A 16,811-nucleotide genomic window follows, 5' to 3' on the forward strand; every position below is an offset into this window, starting at 1 on the left:
GAGAGGCGGCGAACAGAGGGGCGGTAGCGCGAGCGAGCCTCGCCGCGCTAAGGGCCGACGCAGGGCGCCGGCCCCAAAGGCCAATTCACTCAGGTCACGGTGATCACGGTGCAGCCGGCGGTGTGGCTGACCTTGTGGGAGACGCTGCCGAACACCATGCCGCGCATGTCGCTGACCCCGCGGCTGCCCATGATGATGGCATTGACGCCGAGGCTCTCGGCCGCCTCGTTGATGCACTCGGCCGGACGCCCCTGGCGCACCACCTCCTCGACCTCGATGCCCTCGAGGTCGACCGCCGCACGGGCCTTGTCGATGACCTTGCCCGCCTCCTCCTTCATGCCGGCGGCCAGCTTCTCGCGATCCTCCTCGGAGAACGGCTCGGCGGTGCCGCCGGTGAACAGGCCGATGTTGTCGGGCGGAAACTCGGCCACGGTCATCAGGTGCAGGGTCGCCCCGGCGCCGCGAGCCAGCTGGGCCGCCACGCCGAGCGCCTTCTCGGCATGGGAGGAACCATCGAGGGGGACAAGGATTGAGGTATACATGACGGGTCGGTCCTGTGCGGGTGGGAAGCGGGCCGTGACCGGCCCTTTACCCTCAGACTAGACGCTACCCTCAGTTCGGCAAACCACGATATACGCGACGCGCCCTGGCCTCAGGGGACGGCGAGCGTCTCCGCGCGCAGCGACTCGATGACGAAGGCCTCCATGGCCTGGGCCGCCGGGGAGAGGCTACGCTTCCCGGGGCGCAGCAGGCCCAGCTCGCGCTCCACCATCGGGTCCACCAGCGGGATGAAGCGCAGCCGCTCGTACTCCTGGGGGAAGGCGAGCCGCGGCAGGGTGGTGATGCCGATCCCCGCCACCAGCATGGCGGTCAGCGAGATCATGTTGGAAATGTCGAAGGCACTCTCCTCCAGCAGCGGCTCGGCCTCGGTGCCCTCCAGCAGCCGCGAGGTGCCGTTGCGGATCAGCACCTGGCCCTGCAGCGCCTCCCAGCCCAGCTCAGCCCGCTCGGCCAGGGGATGGTCGTCCCGGCACACCACCCCGACCTCGTCGCGCATCAGAGGCATGAAGGAGAGCTCGTCGTCCTCCCGCCACAGGCTGGTGAAGCCCAGCTCCACCTCCCCGCCGGCCACCAGGCGCCGGACGAAGTCCGCGCTGCCGTCGTGCAGGCTCACCTTGAGGTCGGGATAGCGCAGGATGAAGTCGCTGAGCAGTTGCGGCATCAGCCGGCTGGCCACCGAGGGCACCGCGGCCATGTCGACGTGCCCGGCCTGCTTCTGCACCTGCGCCCAGAGCTCGCGGCTCAGGCGGTCGTGCTGGGTGATCAGCTCGCGAAAGCGCGGCAGGCAGTAGCGACCGAAGGGCGTGAGGGTCGCCTTGCCGCCCTTCTCGAACAGCGGCTCGCCGAGCCGCTGCTCCAGCTCGCGCACCGCCATGGAGACCGCCGGCTGGGTGCGGTGCAGCTGGCGCGCCGCGGCGTGGAAGCCGCCCTCGTCGACGATGGCCAGCACGCAGCGCAGCGGTTGAATCTTCAGCTCCGGCAGCATGGCCACCTCCTCTCCTCATGGTAAGAAAACCTGATCATCGGATCTTTTTTATTGATTATCCTTATCTTGGACTCTCACCTAGGATGACGCCAACGTCACTAAGGAGGTTTCCATGTCACACGTTCATTCCCTCTACATCGATGGCCGCTGGGTCGACGGTCAGGACAGCATCGCCAACGTGAACCCGTCCGACACCAGCGACGTGATCGGCCACTACGCCCAGGCCGGCGTCGATCAGGTCGGCGAGGCCATCGCCGCGGCGCAGCGCGGCGTGAACGAGTGGCGCAAGAGCGGCCTGGAGCAGCGCTACGGCGTGCTGATGGCCATCGGCGACGAGCTGATCGCCCGCAAGGACGAGCTCGGCCGCCTGCTGGCCCGCGAAGAGGGCAAGGCCCTGGCCGAGGGCGTGGGCGAAGTCTATCGCTCCGGGCAGTTCTTCCACTACTACGCCGCCGAGGTGCTGCGCCAGATCGACGAGCGGGTCGACTCCGTGCGCCCGGGCGTCGAGGTCGACACGCGCCGCGAGCCGGTCGGCGTGGTGGGCATCATCAGTCCCTGGAACTTCCCCATGGCCACCGCGGTGTGGAAGATCGCCCCGGCACTGGCCTTCGGCAACGCCGTGATCTTCAAGCCGGCCAACCTGGTGCCGGCCAGCGCCTGGGCGCTGACCGAGATCATCAGCCGCCAGGCGCTGCCCGCCGGCACCTTCAACCTGCTGATGGGCCCGGGCTCCAGCGTCGGCGATGCGCTGATCTCCAGCCCCGACATCCACGCCCTGAGCTTCACCGGCTCACTGGACGTGGGCCGCCGCGTGGCCGCCGCCACCGCCGGCAACCTGGTCAAGTGCCAGCTGGAGATGGGCTCCAAGAATGCCCTGATCGTCGCCGACGACGCCGACCTGGACCTGGCCGTGGAGGCCGCCTTCGCCGGCGCCTACTCCGGCACCGGCCAGAAGTGCACCGCCTCCTCGCGCCTGATCGTCACCGAGGCCGTCCACGACGCCTTCGTCGAGAAGCTGATCAAGAAGCTCGAGACCGTCCGCGTCGGCCACGCCCTGGAAGACGGCGTGCACATCGGCCCCGCCGTGGACGCCCGCCAGCTGGAGTCCAACCTGGCATGGGTCGAGCGCGCCCGCGCCGACGGCGCCACCCTGGCCTTCGGCGGCGAGCGCCTCGAGCGCGACACCGACGGCTTCTACATGGCGCCGACGCTGTTCGTCGACACCACCAACGACATGGCCATCAACCGCGAGGAGGTCTTCGGGCCGATCGCCTGCGTGATCAAGGTCCGCGACTACGAGGAGGCCGTGGCCACCCTCAACGACACCAACTTCGGCCTCACCGCCGGCATCATCACCGACTCCCTGAAGCTCGCCAGCGACTTCAAGGCCCGCGCCGAGACCGGCTGCGTGATGGTCAACCTGGCCACCGCCGGCACCGATTACCACGTGCCCTTCGGCGGCCGCAAGGACTCCAGCTTCGGTCCCCGCGAGCAGGGCCGCTACGCCCGCGAGTTCTACACCGTGGTCAAGACCTGCTATGTGAAGGCCGGCTGAGCCGAGGCCTGAGGAGAGCGTCATGTCAAAAGAGCTGCTGATCGTCGACGGCCTGCAGTACTCCAACTGGTCGCGGGAGATCTTCGAGCAGATGCGCGAGGGCGGCGTCGATGCCGTCCACGCCACCCTCGTCTATCACGAGAACATCCGCGAGACCCTGACCCGCCTTGGCGAGTGGAACCGCCGCTTCGAGGCCGATGGCGACCTGATCATGCCGGTGAAGGAGGCGGGCGACATCGAGCGCGCCCGCCAGGCCGGCAAGGTGGGGATCTTCCTGGGCGCCCAGAACTGCTCGCCCATCGAGGACGACATCGACATGGTCGCGGTGATGCGCGACCTGGGGCTGCTGATCATGCAGCTGACCTACAATAACCAGAGCCTGCTGGCCTGCGGCTGCTACGAGGCCGAGGACAGCGGCATCACCCGCTTCGGTCGCCAGGTGATCCGCGAGATGAACCGGGTGGGCATGGTCATCGACATGTCGCACAGCGCCGAGCGCTCGACCCTGGAGGCCGTGGAGCTCTCCGAGCGGCCGGTGATCATCTCGCATGCCAACCCGAGCTCCTTCCATCCGGCCAGGCGCAACAAGTCGGACAAGGTGCTCGAGGCGATCGCCGAGTCCGGCGGCCTGCTGGGCTTCTCCGCCTACCCCTTCCACCTGAAGAACGGGCCGGACTGCTCCCTCGAGGACTACTGCGACATGATCGCGCGCACCGCCGACCTGATGGGCATCGAGCACATCGGCATCGGCACCGACCTCTGCCAGGAGCAGCCGACCTCGGTGCTGGAGTGGATGCGCAACGGCCGCTGGTCCAAGGAGATGGACTACGGCGAGGGCAGCCAGGCCAACGCCGGCTGGCCGCGCCCGCTCGCCTGGCTGCGCGACAGCCGCGACTTCCCCAACCTGGTCACGGGACTGCGCCAGCGCGGCTTCGACGAGGCCTCGGTCGCGCGCATCATGGGCCAGAACTGGGTCGAGCTGCTGGAACGGGCCGCCACGCCGGCCCGGGCCGAGGGGGCGGCCGCCTGATCACGACACGCGCTTCGGGACAATAACAAGGGCCCCCCAGGGGCCCACCGCAAAGGCCACCGACATGACACAACACAACGCCACTCACTCCGCCGCGCCGACGCGCCGCGAGCACCGCCTGGGCGACCCCGTCGTCCTCACGCTCAGCGTCGGCTTCATCCTGCTGTTCATCGCCCTGTCGCTCTACGACGTCGACTGGGTGGCCGAGGTCATCGGCGCCGGCTTCGCCTGGACCGCCGCCACCCTCGGCTCCTACTTCCAGCTACTCCTGCTGCTGACCTTCTTCATCGGCATCGGCGTGGCCCTCACCCCCGCCGCCAACGCCCGGATCGGCAACCTCGCCACGCCGGAGATCAGCACCTTCAAGTGGCTGTCGATCATCATGTGCACCCTGCTGGCCGGCGGCGGCGTCTTCTTCGCCGCCGGTGAGCCGGTCTACCACTTCGTGGTCACCCCGCCGGCCTTCGACAGCGAGGCCGGCACGGTCGACGCTGTGGCCGGGGCGCTTGCGCAGTCGTTCATGCACTGGGGTTTTCTGGCCTGGGCGGTGCTCGGCTCGCTGACCGCGGTGGTGCTGGCCCACGCCCACTACGACAAGGGCCAGCCGCTGCAGCCGCGCACCCTGCTCACCCCGATCCTCGGCGAGCGGATCATCCGCGGGCCCGTCGGCGGCGTGATCGACGCCCTGTGCGTGATCGCCGTGGTCGCCGGCACCGTGGGGCCCATCGGCTTTCTGGCCACCCAGGTGAGCTTCGGCCTGCACGAGCTGTTCGGGATCTCCGAGGGCTATGGCACCCAGCTCGCCATTCTCGTCGCGCTGGCCGTGGTCTACGTCACCTCGGCGGTGACCGGCATCCACCGGGGGATCCAGATCCTCAGCCGCTTCAACGTCTTCCTGGCGCTGGTCATCGCCGCGGTGATCTTCGTCTTCGGCCCGACGCTGTTCCTCACCAACGCCTTCACCCAGGGCTTCGGCACCTACCTGACCTCGTTCTTCTCGATGGCCACCATGACCGCCGAGACGGCGCCCGCCTGGTGGATGCAGTGGTGGACGGTGTTCTTCTTCGCCTGGTTCATCGGCTACGGGCCGCTGATGGCGATCTTCGTGGCGCGCATCTCGCGGGGCCGCTCGATCCGCCAGATGATCCTGGCCGTGGCCGTGCTGGCGCCGATCGCCACCACCGTCTGGTTCACGCTGCTCGGCGGTTCGGGGATCCACTATCAGCTTACCGGGGTGATCGACCTCACCGAGGCGCTCAACAACTTCCAGTTCGACGTGGCGACCCTCACCGTGGCCCAGGCACTGCCCGGCGGCACCCTGATGGCGGTGGCGATCCTGGTGCTGACCACCATCTTCGTCGCCACCACCGGCGACTCCATGAGCTACGCCATCGCCGTGGTGGGCTCCGGCCACGACCGCCCCAGCTCGCTGATTCGCGCCTTCTGGGGCATCGCCATGGCCATCATGGCGGGCATCCTGCTCTACATGGGCGCCGGCCAGATCAGCGTGCTGCAGCAGTTCATCGTCATCACCGCCATTCCGGTCTCGCTGGTACTGCTGCCCTCGCTGTGGACCGGCCCCCAGGCCGCCTATGCCATGGCCCGCGACCAGGGCCTGATCCCCCGCCGCTCAGTGGAGTCCCGCGATGCTTGAGTACCGCTACCCGATCGCCGGCACCGTGCCGCTGCGTGACGCCGGCGAGGTCATGGACCTCGAGCGGCTGGGCAGCCTGCCGGCCAGCCGCCTGAGCTTCGTGCGTAGCCTGGTCCGCCAGATGGCGCGCCAGCGCTGGCAGATCAGCACCGCGCGCTTCGACCTGAACGAGCAGGGGCACGGCGTCGCCATCTATCGCCTGCAGACCCCCCAGGGCCGCTACCACGGGGTGATCTTCTCCCAGCAGCTGGCCGACGATCAGCGCTCCGACCGGGTGATCGCCCAGGCCTGGGACGTCACCTTCGGCGTCGTCGAGGGCGACGTCGACGACGCCCTGCTCGAGCAGATGGCCGCCAACGTGCCGCTGCAGGAGGCCGGTCGCCAGCATCCGCGGCTGCTGGTGCTCTCCCGCGCCAACCGCAGCCTGCGCAACTTCGCCCACTTCGTGGAGGCGCTCTCCTCCGGTCAGCAGCCCGAGCCTGCCTGGCTGACCCGGGTCGGCTACCTCTACCGGACCACGGCGGTCTACGGCAACGGCAAGTTCGGCATCGCCGACTTCGTGCGCCTGCAGGACAACCCCGATTTCCACCGTCCCTTCTCGGCCCAGATGCTGGCGGTCTACCTGCTGCGCCACTTCTCCATCGAGCAGGTGGAGCACATCGCCCGCTGCCAGGCCCCCGAGCGGGCGGTGCCCCTAGGCACCGAGCTGCGCCGCTACCTGGGCATCGGCAACTCCACCGGGCTCGGCATGGCGCCCTTCCTGATCAACCACCCCCAGCTGATCCAGCAGTGGGTGACCTGCCGCGAGACCGCCCTGGCGCTGGTGCTCGGCCAGGCGCCCGACGAGGAGCGTCGCCAGCGGCTGATCGCGCTGACCCGCCGCGCCATGCGCCACCTCGACCAGACGGTCACCGAGGACGCCGAACAGGGCGAGCGCAACGCCGCCGTGGTCGCGGCGCTGCCCGAGGTGATCGCCTGGCTCGAGGAGGTGCCGCTGGAGGAGACCCTGTGGCCGCAGCTGGTGGCCTGGAGCGCGCGCACCCTGCCGCTGGAAGCCCAGGAGCTGGTCAACACCCTGCTGATCGAGCTCTACCCCGAGCATGTCGACCCGCTGGAGGACCAGATGGGCACCGAGGAGCGCCTCGAGCTGACCCCGGACATGCCGCTGGTGCGCCTCAAGCAGCTGATCGAGACCCACTACGACTGGGCGCTGGCCGAGGACTTCGAGGCGCCCGAGGCGCGCTACTGGTTCTGGTACCGCTCCGCCGAGAAGGAGGAGCCGCGGCTCGGCGTGCGCGGCGTCGAGCCGGGGGCCGAGAAGGAGCTGCCGCTGGCCATCGCGCCACGGGTCCACCACACCCACGGCGTGCTCTCCGAGTTCCTCGAGGCCAACCCCCGCGCCCTGGTGGTGGAGTTCCTGATCGCCCATCCGCGCCACAAGGACATCGTGCGGCGCATCCAGACCATGGCCGAGACGCCCTACGGCGAGATCCGCGCCAACCTCTGGCATCGCGACATGAAGCCCATGCACCTGCTGCGCACCAAGCTCGCGTTCTTCGGCGCCGGGCGCTTCGATCCCAAGTCCGACCGCTGGGTGCGCATCACCCTCTTCCAGGGCGCGCCCCTGGTCGAGGAGCTCAACGCCGAGCCCCGGGACCTAGCCGAGGTCGACGACTGGAGCTTCCCGCTGGAGCCCGAGGGGATCAGGCACGCACCACGACACGAGGTAGGAGAGACATCATGAAGGCGTCCTACAACGAGCTGCAGGGCCTGTGCCGCAAGGCGTTCATCGGCATGGGCTTCGAGGAGGGCGATGCCGCTGACGCCGCCGACATGGTCGCCTGGATGCAGTGCTTTGGCCTGGGCGGCCTCGCCGCCCTCAACCGCGGCCTGGACTTCCTGCTCGAGGACGACCCCGACGAGCTGCCCAGCGTCCTCTACCAGGACGGCGACCTGGCAGTGGTCGACGGCCACGGCCAGAGCGTTCTGCGAAGCTCCACCCTGGCGCTGGAGCTCGGCTTCGCCAAGGCCCGGGCGCGCGGCCTCTCGGTGATCAAGATTCGCCACTGCCACAACCGCCAGCTGATCATGGGCTACCTGGCGCGCCTCGCCGGGCGCGGCATGAACGTCACCGCCTTCTGGCGCAACGCCGAGCACCCGCCGACCGAGCAGGTCGTCGGCTTCCAGGCCAACAGCGCGGTGCCCGAGATCCGCGTCTACGCGGTCAAGGAGGTCCCGGAGGAGCACGAGCCCAACGACGGCATCACCCTGGTGATGGCCAACCACGTCGACCTGCTGCCGGCGATGCGCTCGGACTACCGCTACGACCTGCTGGCCCGCCACAACGAATCCGACCTGCTGGCCTGCCGCCACCGGTCCCTGGCCGAGGGCATCGAGGTCGACGAGGCCGTCTGGGAACGCCTCAAGCACCTCGCCACCCGCATGCTGGTGGAAGCCACCGAGGCCTCCCGGGAAGGGGCCGGCGCCGGCACCAACGATAACGACTGAGACAGAGACGAGACCCACGACATGATTCACCCCGTACGCACCGACCTCTTCGCCTCCAAGGCGCCCCTGGAATGGGCCGTCGTCGGTAACGGCATCCTGTTCACCGCCCAGATCCCCATCGGCGCCGACGGCCAGGTGGTCCAGGGCGGCATCGAGGCCCAGACCCGCCAGACCCTGGACAACCTCGTCCACACCCTGGAGAAGGCCGGCGCCGGCGTCGAGGCCCTGACCCAGGTGCTGATCTACGTGACCGCCCGCGAGGACCTGGCCACGGTCAACAAGGTCTACGCCGAGTACGTGCGCGAGCCCTACCCCAACCGCGCCGCCATCATCGTCTCCGGCTTCGCCCGGGAGGAGATGCTGGTCGAGATGGTCGCCTACGCGGCCGTGGATGCCGCCGCGTCCTGAGAAGGGGCCTACCACCAAAGCGGGGACGGCGTCTCGCGCCGTCCCATCTAGTCGATTAGCTCACCACCTGGCTGGCCTCCTGGCTTCTCAGGCCGAACGCCTCCGCCACTGCCGCATGGGTGATCCGGCCGTCGTGGACATTGAGTCCCGCCAGGAAATGGGGGTCATCGGCCAGCGCCTGCCGCCAACCCTTGTCGGCGAGCGCGATGATGTAGGGCAAGGTGGCATTGGTCAGCGCCTGGGTAGAGGTGCGAGCCACGGCACCGGGCATGTTCGCCACGCAATAGTGCACCACGCCATCGACCAGGTAGGTCGGCTCAGCATGGGTCGTCGCCTGGCTGGTGGCGAAACAGCCGCCCTGATCGATGGCCACATCCACCAGCACACTCCCCGGCTTCATGTCGGCCAGCATCTCGCGGGTGATCAGCTTGGGCGCCGCCGCCCCCGGCACCAGCACGGCACCGATGACCAGATCGGACTCCCTCACCACCTGCTCCAGCGCATCGGCGGTGGAATAGACCGTCTTCATGCGCCCCTGATAGCGATCATCGAGCTGCTCGAGGCGCGGGATGGAAGTGTCCAGCACGGTGACCTCCGCCCCCAGTCCCAGGGCCATTCGCGCGGCATTCTCGCCGACCACGCCCCCACCGATCACCGCCACCCTAGCCGGCGCGACCCCCGGCACCCCGGGCAGCAGGATACCGGCGCCGCCCTGAGCCTTCTCCAGGCTGTGGGCGCCGGCCTGCACCGCCATGCGCCCGGCCACGGTGCTCATCGGCGCCAGCAGCGGCAGCCCGCCTTGACGATCGGTGATGGTCTCGTAGGCGATGCAGGTGGCCCCACTCTCCATCAGCCCCTGGGTGAGGCGCTCCTCGGCCGCCAGGTGCAGATAGGTGAAAAGCGTCTGGCCGGCGGACAGGCGGGCCACTTCCTCCGGCTGAGGCTCCTTGACCTTGAGGATCAGCTCGGCGTCTCGCCATAGCGCCTCCACGTCGTGCTCGATCCGCGCCCCGGCCGCCTCGAAGGCCGCATCCGGAAAGCCCGCGCCGTCCCCGGCGCCGGCCTGAAGCGTCACGTGGTGGCCACGACCGGCCAGTTCACGGGCCCCGGAGGGGGTCAGGGCCACACGGTACTCATGATTCTTGATTTCCTTCGGGACGGCGATGTGCATATGCGCTCCTTGTTGTCGTTATTGACGGGCAGGTTGCCGACCTCAGCCTGAGCCCGACCACCACGGGATTAAACCCATGAATCGTTAATCTCATGACAGCAAACGCTTACCTTTCCACAGCCCATCGCCCGCAAGACCCGCCGCCGTTCGACCACGAAGGGGACCGCCCAAAAAAGTTTGACCAAGTGGAAAAAAATGCTCTAGATTGAAATTTACCAGTTGGTAAAAACGCGAATCGCGGAAGGCCAGCCGGAACACCAAAAAAGCGCACAACAATAACAGGAGGCGCTGCTTATCATGCTGACCCGTCGGCAGGCGTTGGCGCTGGAAACGGCGTCCGATAGCGAATTCCGTGCTCTCTCCGCTCGTGCAGCCCAGCTGCGTGACAAGCACTGGGGCGAGACGCTCACCTACTCCCGCAAGGTCTTCGTTCCGCTGACCAACATGTGTCGCGACGACTGTGGCTACTGCACCTTCGTGCAGAAGCCGGGCTCGGCTGCGGCCCGGGTGATGAATCCCGAAGAGGTCATGGCGGTGGTGCGCGAGGGCGAGCGACTGGGCTGCAAGGAGGTGCTGTTCAGCCTCGGCGAGAAGCCGGAGCTGCGCTATCCCGAGGCCCGGGAGGCCCTGGCGGCGCTGGGACACGACAGCATGATCGACTACCTCGCCGAGATGTGTGCCCGCGTGCTGGACGAGAGTTCGCTGCTGCCCCATGTCAATGCCGGCACCCTGTCGGACGCGGACGTGGCGAGGCTCAAGCCGGTCAGCGTCAGCATGGGCATGATGCTCGAGAACGTCAGCCGGCGCCTGCTGCAGCGAGGTGAGGCCCACTTCGCCTGCCCGGACAAGGTGCCCGTGCAGCGCCTGCGAACCCTGGAGCGTGCGGGCCGCCAGGGCGTGCCCTTCACCACCGGCATCCTCATCGGCATCGGCGAGACCTGGGCTGAGCGGGTCGACAGCCTGCAGGCCATCAACGACCTGCACCGCCGCTACGGCCATATCCAGGAAGTCATCGTCCAGAATTTTCGCGCCAAACCCGGCACGGCCATGGCTGGCCACCCGGAGCCCAGTCTCGACGACATGGTGCGCACCCTGGTGCTGGCCCGCCTGCTGCTGGACCCCTCGATCAGTCTTCAGGCCCCGCCCAATCTCGCGGAGCGCTTCGCGGCCTATATCGACGCCGGGATCAACGACTGGGGAGGCATCTCGCCGGTCACCATCGATCACATCAATCCCGAGCGCGCCTGGCCCCAGATCGCCTCCCTGCGCCAGGCGACGGCCCGCTGCGGCTTCGGGCTCGAGGAGCGCCTGGCGGTCTACCCCCGTTACCTGAGGCAGTCACCGGAGCCGTTCTTCACCCCCTCCATCGCCTCTCGGCTATCCGGCATCGCCCGTGCCGATGGCCTGGCACTGCAGCAGTGCCACTGACCCCATGCCTTTGAGCAGGAGTGCCTCCATGAACAGCACAACCCTGAATCTCCACGCCCCTTTCCCCGCCGAGCTGTATCGGGCCGGCGTGGGAACCTCGACACGCCAGGTCCTGGAGCGAGTCCTGGGCGGGCAGGAGCTGAGCGAAGCCGATGCCGTCCGTCTGTTCGGTGTCGAGGGAGCCGAGCTCGATGCCCTGACCGCCACCGCGGACCGGCTGCGGGCACAACGGGTCGGCGATGCCGCCACCTTCGTGATCACCCGCAACATCAACTACACCAACGTCTGCTACATGGGCTGCCGCTTCTGCAACTTCGCCAAGCGCAAGGACGATGCGGACGCCGAGTTCTTCAATCTCAAGGAAATCACGCGGCGGGCCCAGGAGGCCTGGGACCGCGGGGCCACCGAGGTGTGCATCCAGGGCGGCTTGCACCCGGACATCCCGGGCCACTTCTATCGCGACATGCTCAAGGCCATCAAGGGCGCCCTGCCGGACATGCACATCCATGCCTTCTCGCCCTTCGAGATCTGGTTCGGCGCCCGCAAGAGCCGTCTCGGCTACGACGACTTCATCCGCGACCTGGTCGATCACGGCCTCGGATCCATGCCCGGCACCGCCGCGGAGATCCTCGATACCGAGATCCGCCAGCAGTTGACCCGCGACAAGCTGACCACCGCCGAGTGGGTCGAGATCATCAAGACGGCTCACCGCCAGGGCCTGCCCACCACCTCAACCATCATGTACGGGCACATCGACGGGCCGGAGCACTGGGCCGCCCACCTGGCCCTGCTCCGCGAGATCCAGAAGGAGACCGGCGGCTTCACCGAGTTCGTGCCGCTGGGCTTCGTGCACTACAAGACCCCGCTGTTCCTGGAGCACGAAGGGGTCCGTCCGGGGCCCAGTCGTCTCGAGCATATCCGCATGCACGCGGTGGCCCGACTGATGCTGAACGGCTGGATCGACAACATCCAGGCCTCCTGGGTCAAGCTGGGGCCCGACCTGGCCCGCGAGATGCTGGCCGCCGGCGTGAACGATCTCGGCGGCACCCTGATGAACGAGAGCATCTCCCGCGCCGCGGGCGGCGATCATGGTCAGGAGATGCGGCCCGACGACCTGGCCGGCATGATCCGCCAGATGGGCCGCCAGCCGGTGCGCCGCAACACCCTCTATCGGCATCTCGAGGTCGTCGATGCCCCGGCATCGCACCTGCCCCGGGTGGCGGGAGGCCTGGAATGAACGGGGGCCAGCCACGCATCACGCTGCTGGCCGGCGGCGTGGGGGGCGCCAAGCTCGCCGTCGGCCTGGCCGCCGTCTGCGCGCCGGAGCAGCTGACGGTGATCGGCAACGTGGCCGACGACCAGGAGTTCCATGGCCTGTGGGTCTCGCCGGACATCGACACCCTGACCTACAGCCTGGCCGGGCTCATCGACCGCGAGAAGGGCTGGGGCCTGGCCAACGAGAGCCACCGCGTGCTCGACGGCCTCGCACGGCTGGGCCGCGACACCTGGATGTACCTCGGGGACCAGGATCTTGCCACCCACATCTACCGCACCGAGCTGCGTCGCCAGGGGATGCGGCCGAGCGTCATCGCCCAGCGCATTGCCCAGCGCCTGGGCGTGACGCTCGACCTAGTGCTGCCCACCGATGACCGTCTGCAGACCCGGGTCAAGACACCGGCCGGCTGGCTGGCCTTCCAGGAGTATTTCGTGCGCGAGCAGTGCCGCCCCGAGGTCCTCGAGATCCACGTCGACGGCCTCGCCGAGGCTCGTCCGACGCCCGAGGCCCTGGCCGCCATCGAGCAGGCCGACCTGCTGCTGATCGCCCCGAGCAATCCCGTGGTCAGCATCGCCCCGATCCTGGAGATTCCCGGCATGCGCCAGGCCGTGGAGCGCAGCCGCGCCCGACGCATCGCGGTCTCGCCGCTGATCGGCGGGCGCACGGTCAAGGGCCCCGCCGACCGCATGCTGGTCGCAGCCGGCGTCGCCTGCAGCAACCTGGGCGTGGCCGAGCGCTATGCCGGACTGATCGACGGCCTGGTGATCGACGCACAAGACGCTGACGACGCCACCGCCCTGGCCAGGCGTGGCCTCGCGGTCAGGGTCACCGAGACCCTGATGCGCGATACGGCCGACAAGGCACGCCTGGCCCGGGAGGTCCTGGCGTTCGCCGGAGAGCCGCTCCCGCACGAGGAGGCCCCGTCATGTCTCTAGACACCCTGATCGTCATCCCGGTCAAGGATTTCGGCGAGGCCAAGAGCCGTCTCGGCCAGGTCCTGGCCCCCGATCGCCGCTCGGCGCTGGCGCGCCGACTGTGCGAGCGCACCCTGGCCTTCTTTCGCCAGCGCCTGCCCGAGCATGACCTGCTCGTGGTCACCGCTTCATCGACCATCGCCGATCTGGCGCGCCGCTACGATGCCAGCGTGCTGATGGAACCCCGTCCGCGGGGACTCTCCGCCGCGGCCACCCTGGCCGCCGAATGGAGCCGCCGGCAAGGCTATGCGGCCCAGCTGCTGATCCCGGCGGATATCGCCCATCTCGACGAGGCCGAACTGCGTCAGCTGCTCGACGCCCCGCGGCCCGGGCCTTCGGTGCTGATCTGCCCGGCCAGCGACGGCGGCACCAACGCCCTGCTGACCACGCCTCCCGACGTGCTGCCGTTCCACTTCGGGAGGAACTCGAGCGAGGCACATCGCCAGGCGGCACAGCAGCAGGGCGTGCCCTGCCGGATGCTGGACCTCGAACATCTTCGCTTCGACCTCGATACCCCCGAGGACCTCGACACCCTGGACTCTCTCGTTCGTCAACGCAGCGGCGACGCGCCGCAGGAGCTGGTGAAGCTATGGAATCTCTGCTCGACACGCCACCCGACCCCATCCTCGATGACGCCCTGGGCCACCTGGCTGACGATCCCGTGAGCTCGCCCTGCCACGCCGACGTCACCATCGGGACGGTGCCCGGCATCCCCGACATCGTGCCGGGGGACGATCTGGCGCAGATCCTGATCGAGACGCTGTCGCGTCGTGGCCAGTCGCTGCGGGACGGCGACATCCTGGTGGTCGCCCACAAGGTGATCTCCAAGGCCGAGGGGCAGGTCGTGGCCCTGGCCGATATCACCCCGAGCGCCGAGGCCGAGGAGCTGGGCCGCCAGGTCAACAAGGACCCGCGCAAGGTCGAGGCGATCCTGCGCGAGTCGACCCGGGTGGTGCGGGCCGTGAAGCGACCCGAGCAGGACGAGGGCACCCTCATCGCCGAGCATCGCCTGGGGTTCATCTGCGCCAACGCGGCGGTCGACGAGTCCAACGTCGGTGCCGAGGAGACCATTATCCTGCTGCCGAAGGATCCCGATGCCAGCGCCCTGCGACTCTGCGAACGCCTCGAGGCGGCCTTCGGGGTACGCCTGGGCATCGTGGTCACCGACACCTTCGGCCGCCCCTGGCGCATGGGCCTGGTCAACGTGGCCATCGGCCTGGCCCGGGTTCCGGCGCGCATCGACATGGTGGGCGAGCGCGACGCCTTCGGCCGCGTGCTGTCGGTGACTATGCCGGCCCTGGCCGACGAGCTGGCCGCGGCCTCGGGACTGGTGATGGGCAAGAGCGACAAGACGCCGGTCGTGCTGTTTCGCGGCATCGACTGGCACCCCTGCGAGAGTTCAGCGAACGAGCTGATAAGACCCCAACAAGAGGACCTGTTCCGATGAGCATTGCAATTCTTGGTGGTACCGGCCCCCAGGGCCGAGGCCTGGCCCTGCGCTTCGCCCGCGCCGGCATGCCGGTGGTGATCGGCTCACGGGACGCCGAGCGCGCCCAGGCGACCGCCGACGAACTCCAGGCCAAGCTGTCCCCGGGGGCCGCGGCCATCGGGGGCCACGACCTGCGCGGGGCGGTGAGCGCCGCCGACGAGATGGTCATCCTCGCGGTGCCCTACGCGGCCCACGACGCCACCCTCGAGGCGATTCGCGACCTGCTGCCCGGCAAGATCCTGATCGACATCGTGGTACCGCTGGCCGATGGCGACCCGAAGAAGGTCGACATGCCCGCCGCCGGCTCGGCCACCGAGGCGGCCCAGGCCCTGCTCGGCGACGCCATCCCGGTGGTCGGCGCCCTGCACAACGTCTCGGCGACCACTCTCAACGACCTCGACCACGGCATCAACTGCGACGTGCTGGTGTGCGGCAACGACCTGGCCGCCAAGGAAGCGGTCATCGACCTGATTCGCAAGCTGGATGTGCAGGCCTACAACGCCGGGCCGGCCGTCAACGCCCGCTGCATCGAGGCCATCACCCCCATCCTGATCCGCCTCAACATCTCGAAGAAGGTGCCCTTTACCCATGCGGGCATTCGCATCTGGGCCCCCGGCGCCTGAAGTGCCACGCACCGAGACGAGCAAGACCAACAATCACAACAGAAGGAACACCACGATGGAATTCGGCATCTGTTTCAAGGGATTCGTCAGCCCCGACCGCGCCCGCAACCTGGTCAAGCAGGCCGAGGAGGCAGGCTTCGACTACTGCTGGTTCTACGATTCGCACATCCTCTGGCGCGAGTGCTACCCGGCCATCGCCATGTGCATGGAACACACCACCCGGATGCGCTTCGCGCCCTGCGTCACCAATCCCAATGCCCGCGACTGGTCGTTGGCGGCCAGCCTCTTCGCCAGTCTGGCCAAGCAGAGTGGCGGGCGCTTCGACGTCGGCCTGGGCCGCGGCGATAGCTCCGTGCGGGTAATGGGCAAGAAGCCGGCCACTCTGGCCCGCGTGGCCGAGTTCACCCACAAGGTGAAGGCCATGGTGCGCGGGGAGGAAGTGATCTATGGCGAGTGCCCGGAACCGGTCAAGTTCCCCTGGGCAGATGGCTACGAGCTGCCGGTCCATATCGGCGCCTATGGTCCCAAGGCCCTCAAGACCGCCGGCGAGGTCGGCGATGGCGTGATCCTGCAGATCGGCGATCCCTACCTGGTCGAATGGCTCGGCAACCAGGCCGTCAAGGCGGGGGAAGAGGCCGGTCGCGACATGGCCGACTACAAGGTCATCGTCGCCGCCCCCGCCTATTTCGGTGACAAGGCCAGCTGTATCGAGTCCACCAAGTGGTTCCCGGCGATGGTCGGCAACCACGTGGCCGACATCGTGGAGAAATACGGTACCGACAGCGGCCTGGTGCCCAAGAGCCTCACCGACTACATCGAGAAGCGCAAGGGCTACGACTACTCCAAGCATGGCCAGAGCGACAACCCCTACCTCGACTTCATCACCCCGGAGATCGTCGAGAGCTTCTGCGTGCTGGGCCAGCCCGAGGACCACGTCACCAAGCTCAGCCATCTCAAGGAAGCGGGCATGACCCACTTCAATATCTACCTGGACAACGGCGACGAGGAAAACATCATCGCCCAGTACGGCGAGCACATCATCCCGCGCTTCCGCGACTGACCCCAGGTGGCCGGTGGCGATGCCACCGGCCTCTACGCCAACCCAAGATACGACGGGGCCAGCCTCTCCACAGGCCTGGCGGGGACCCC

Annotated in this window: 16 protein-coding genes; 13 read left to right on the forward strand and 3 right to left on the reverse strand. The window is 68.3% G+C overall.

Annotated elements, in window-relative coordinates:
* Positions 1 to 89: 89 nt before the first annotated feature.
* Both C9F13_RS14450 and C9F13_RS14455 read right to left on the reverse strand, forming a co-directional pair.
* Positions 90 to 542 carry a universal stress protein gene (locus C9F13_RS14450; RefSeq protein WP_108446977.1) on the reverse strand — a complete coding sequence of 151 codons (453 nt, stop codon included), beginning with the start codon at positions 540 to 542 and terminating at the stop codon, positions 90 to 92.
* A gap of 110 nt (positions 543 to 652) precedes the next feature.
* Positions 653 to 1,546 carry a LysR family transcriptional regulator gene (locus C9F13_RS14455; RefSeq protein WP_108446978.1) on the reverse strand — a complete coding sequence of 298 codons (894 nt, stop codon included), beginning with the start codon at positions 1,544 to 1,546 and terminating at the stop codon, positions 653 to 655.
* 112 nt (positions 1,547 to 1,658) lie between these two features.
* Here C9F13_RS14455 and C9F13_RS14460 point away from each other — a divergent pair, with 112 nt between their 5' ends.
* From C9F13_RS14460 to C9F13_RS14485, 6 genes are all read left to right on the forward strand, one after another.
* Entirely contained in the window at positions 1,659 to 3,101 is a 1,443-nt protein-coding gene (locus C9F13_RS14460) for an aldehyde dehydrogenase family protein (protein WP_108446979.1), read from the forward strand.
* Between the two features lie 22 nt (positions 3,102 to 3,123).
* Positions 3,124 to 4,131 carry a dipeptidase gene (locus tag C9F13_RS14465; RefSeq protein ID WP_211310977.1) on the forward strand — a complete coding sequence of 336 codons (1,008 nt, stop codon included), beginning with the start codon at positions 3,124 to 3,126 and terminating at the stop codon, positions 4,129 to 4,131.
* Positions 4,132 to 4,195: 64 nt separating this feature from the next.
* On the forward strand, positions 4,196 to 5,785 hold the full coding sequence (locus tag C9F13_RS14470) for a BCCT family transporter (protein WP_108446980.1): 1,590 nt from the start codon (positions 4,196 to 4,198) through the stop codon (positions 5,783 to 5,785).
* Positions 5,778 to 7,529, forward strand: coding sequence for a hypothetical protein (locus C9F13_RS14475; protein WP_108446981.1), 1,752 nt, complete (start codon positions 5,778 to 5,780; stop codon positions 7,527 to 7,529). The genes C9F13_RS14470 and C9F13_RS14475 overlap by 8 nt, the downstream gene beginning before the upstream one ends.
* Positions 7,526 to 8,293, forward strand: coding sequence for a DUF3726 domain-containing protein (locus tag C9F13_RS14480; RefSeq protein WP_108446982.1), 768 nt, complete (start codon positions 7,526 to 7,528; stop codon positions 8,291 to 8,293). Before C9F13_RS14475 ends, C9F13_RS14480 begins: the two co-directional genes overlap by 4 nt.
* A 21-nt stretch (positions 8,294 to 8,314) precedes the next feature.
* Positions 8,315 to 8,701, forward strand: a complete 387-nt coding sequence (locus C9F13_RS14485; protein ID WP_108446983.1) for a RidA family protein — start codon at positions 8,315 to 8,317, stop codon at positions 8,699 to 8,701.
* Positions 8,702 to 8,756: 55 nt separating this feature from the next.
* On the opposite strand, the gene ald is transcribed toward C9F13_RS14485, so the two are convergent.
* Positions 8,757 to 9,872: an alanine dehydrogenase gene (gene ald, locus C9F13_RS14490; RefSeq protein ID WP_108446984.1), complete on the reverse strand. Its 1,116-nt coding sequence runs from the start codon at positions 9,870 to 9,872 to the stop codon at positions 8,757 to 8,759.
* A 297-nt stretch (positions 9,873 to 10,169) separates the two neighbouring features.
* On the opposite strand from ald, the gene cofG reads away from it, so the two are divergent.
* The 7 genes from cofG to C9F13_RS14525 are packed head-to-tail and all read left to right on the forward strand — an operon-like array spanning position 10,170 to position 16,722.
* Positions 10,170 to 11,300 carry a 7,8-didemethyl-8-hydroxy-5-deazariboflavin synthase CofG gene (gene cofG, locus C9F13_RS14495; RefSeq protein ID WP_108446985.1) on the forward strand — a complete coding sequence of 377 codons (1,131 nt, stop codon included), beginning with the start codon at positions 10,170 to 10,172 and terminating at the stop codon, positions 11,298 to 11,300.
* A 28-nt stretch (positions 11,301 to 11,328) separates the two neighbouring features.
* Positions 11,329 to 12,537, forward strand: a complete 1,209-nt coding sequence (gene cofH / locus C9F13_RS14500; protein ID WP_108446986.1) for a 5-amino-6-(D-ribitylamino)uracil--L-tyrosine 4-hydroxyphenyl transferase CofH — start codon at positions 11,329 to 11,331, stop codon at positions 12,535 to 12,537.
* Positions 12,534 to 13,511, forward strand: a complete 978-nt coding sequence (cofD, locus tag C9F13_RS14505; protein ID WP_108446987.1) for a 2-phospho-L-lactate transferase — start codon at positions 12,534 to 12,536, stop codon at positions 13,509 to 13,511. The genes cofH and cofD overlap by 4 nt, the downstream gene beginning before the upstream one ends.
* Complete coding sequence (cofC, locus tag C9F13_RS14510) at positions 13,502 to 14,215, forward strand: 2-phospho-L-lactate guanylyltransferase (protein ID WP_108446988.1); 714 nt, start codon at positions 13,502 to 13,504, stop codon at positions 14,213 to 14,215. The genes cofD and cofC overlap by 10 nt, the downstream gene beginning before the upstream one ends.
* Positions 14,140 to 14,997, forward strand: a complete 858-nt coding sequence (gene cofE, locus C9F13_RS14515) for a coenzyme F420-0:L-glutamate ligase (protein ID WP_108446989.1) — start codon at positions 14,140 to 14,142, stop codon at positions 14,995 to 14,997. Before cofC ends, cofE begins: the two co-directional genes overlap by 76 nt.
* A complete protein-coding gene (gene npdG, locus C9F13_RS14520; RefSeq protein ID WP_108446990.1) occupies positions 14,994 to 15,662 on the forward strand; it encodes an NADPH-dependent F420 reductase in 669 nt (222 codons plus the stop codon). The genes cofE and npdG overlap by 4 nt, the downstream gene beginning before the upstream one ends.
* 55 nt (positions 15,663 to 15,717) lie before the next feature.
* Positions 15,718 to 16,722: a TIGR03842 family LLM class F420-dependent oxidoreductase gene (locus C9F13_RS14525; RefSeq protein ID WP_108446991.1), complete on the forward strand. Its 1,005-nt coding sequence runs from the start codon at positions 15,718 to 15,720 to the stop codon at positions 16,720 to 16,722.
* Positions 16,723 to 16,811 lie beyond the last annotated feature (89 nt).

This window comes from Halomonas denitrificans (assembly GCF_003056305.1).
Classification (GTDB): Bacteria; Pseudomonadota; Gammaproteobacteria; order Pseudomonadales; family Halomonadaceae; genus Halomonas; species Halomonas denitrificans.

Bases quoted from the DNA above. Each gene is read 5' to 3' on its own strand.
- C9F13_RS14450 (WP_108446977.1), bottom strand. From the start codon at position 542: ATGTATACCTCAATCCTTGTCCCCCTCGATGGTTCCTCCCATGCCGAG.
- C9F13_RS14455 (WP_108446978.1), bottom strand. From the start codon at position 1,546: ATGCTGCCGGAGCTGAAGATTCAACCGCTGCGCTGCGTGCTGGCCATC.
- C9F13_RS14460 (WP_108446979.1), top strand. From the start codon at position 1,659: ATGTCACACGTTCATTCCCTCTACATCGATGGCCGCTGGGTCGACGGT.
- C9F13_RS14465 (WP_211310977.1), top strand. From the start codon at position 3,124: ATGTCAAAAGAGCTGCTGATCGTCGACGGCCTGCAGTACTCCAACTGG.
- C9F13_RS14470 (WP_108446980.1), top strand. From the start codon at position 4,196: ATGACACAACACAACGCCACTCACTCCGCCGCGCCGACGCGCCGCGAG.
- C9F13_RS14475 (WP_108446981.1), top strand. From the start codon at position 5,778: ATGCTTGAGTACCGCTACCCGATCGCCGGCACCGTGCCGCTGCGTGAC.
- C9F13_RS14480 (WP_108446982.1), top strand. From the start codon at position 7,526: ATGAAGGCGTCCTACAACGAGCTGCAGGGCCTGTGCCGCAAGGCGTTC.
- C9F13_RS14485 (WP_108446983.1), top strand. From the start codon at position 8,315: ATGATTCACCCCGTACGCACCGACCTCTTCGCCTCCAAGGCGCCCCTG.
- ald (WP_108446984.1), bottom strand. From the start codon at position 9,872: ATGCACATCGCCGTCCCGAAGGAAATCAAGAATCATGAGTACCGTGTG.
- cofG (WP_108446985.1), top strand. From the start codon at position 10,170: ATGCTGACCCGTCGGCAGGCGTTGGCGCTGGAAACGGCGTCCGATAGC.
- cofH (WP_108446986.1), top strand. From the start codon at position 11,329: ATGAACAGCACAACCCTGAATCTCCACGCCCCTTTCCCCGCCGAGCTG.
- cofD (WP_108446987.1), top strand. From the start codon at position 12,534: ATGAACGGGGGCCAGCCACGCATCACGCTGCTGGCCGGCGGCGTGGGG.
- cofC (WP_108446988.1), top strand. From the start codon at position 13,502: ATGTCTCTAGACACCCTGATCGTCATCCCGGTCAAGGATTTCGGCGAG.
- cofE (WP_108446989.1), top strand. From the start codon at position 14,140: ATGGAATCTCTGCTCGACACGCCACCCGACCCCATCCTCGATGACGCC.
- npdG (WP_108446990.1), top strand. From the start codon at position 14,994: ATGAGCATTGCAATTCTTGGTGGTACCGGCCCCCAGGGCCGAGGCCTG.
- C9F13_RS14525 (WP_108446991.1), top strand. From the start codon at position 15,718: ATGGAATTCGGCATCTGTTTCAAGGGATTCGTCAGCCCCGACCGCGCC.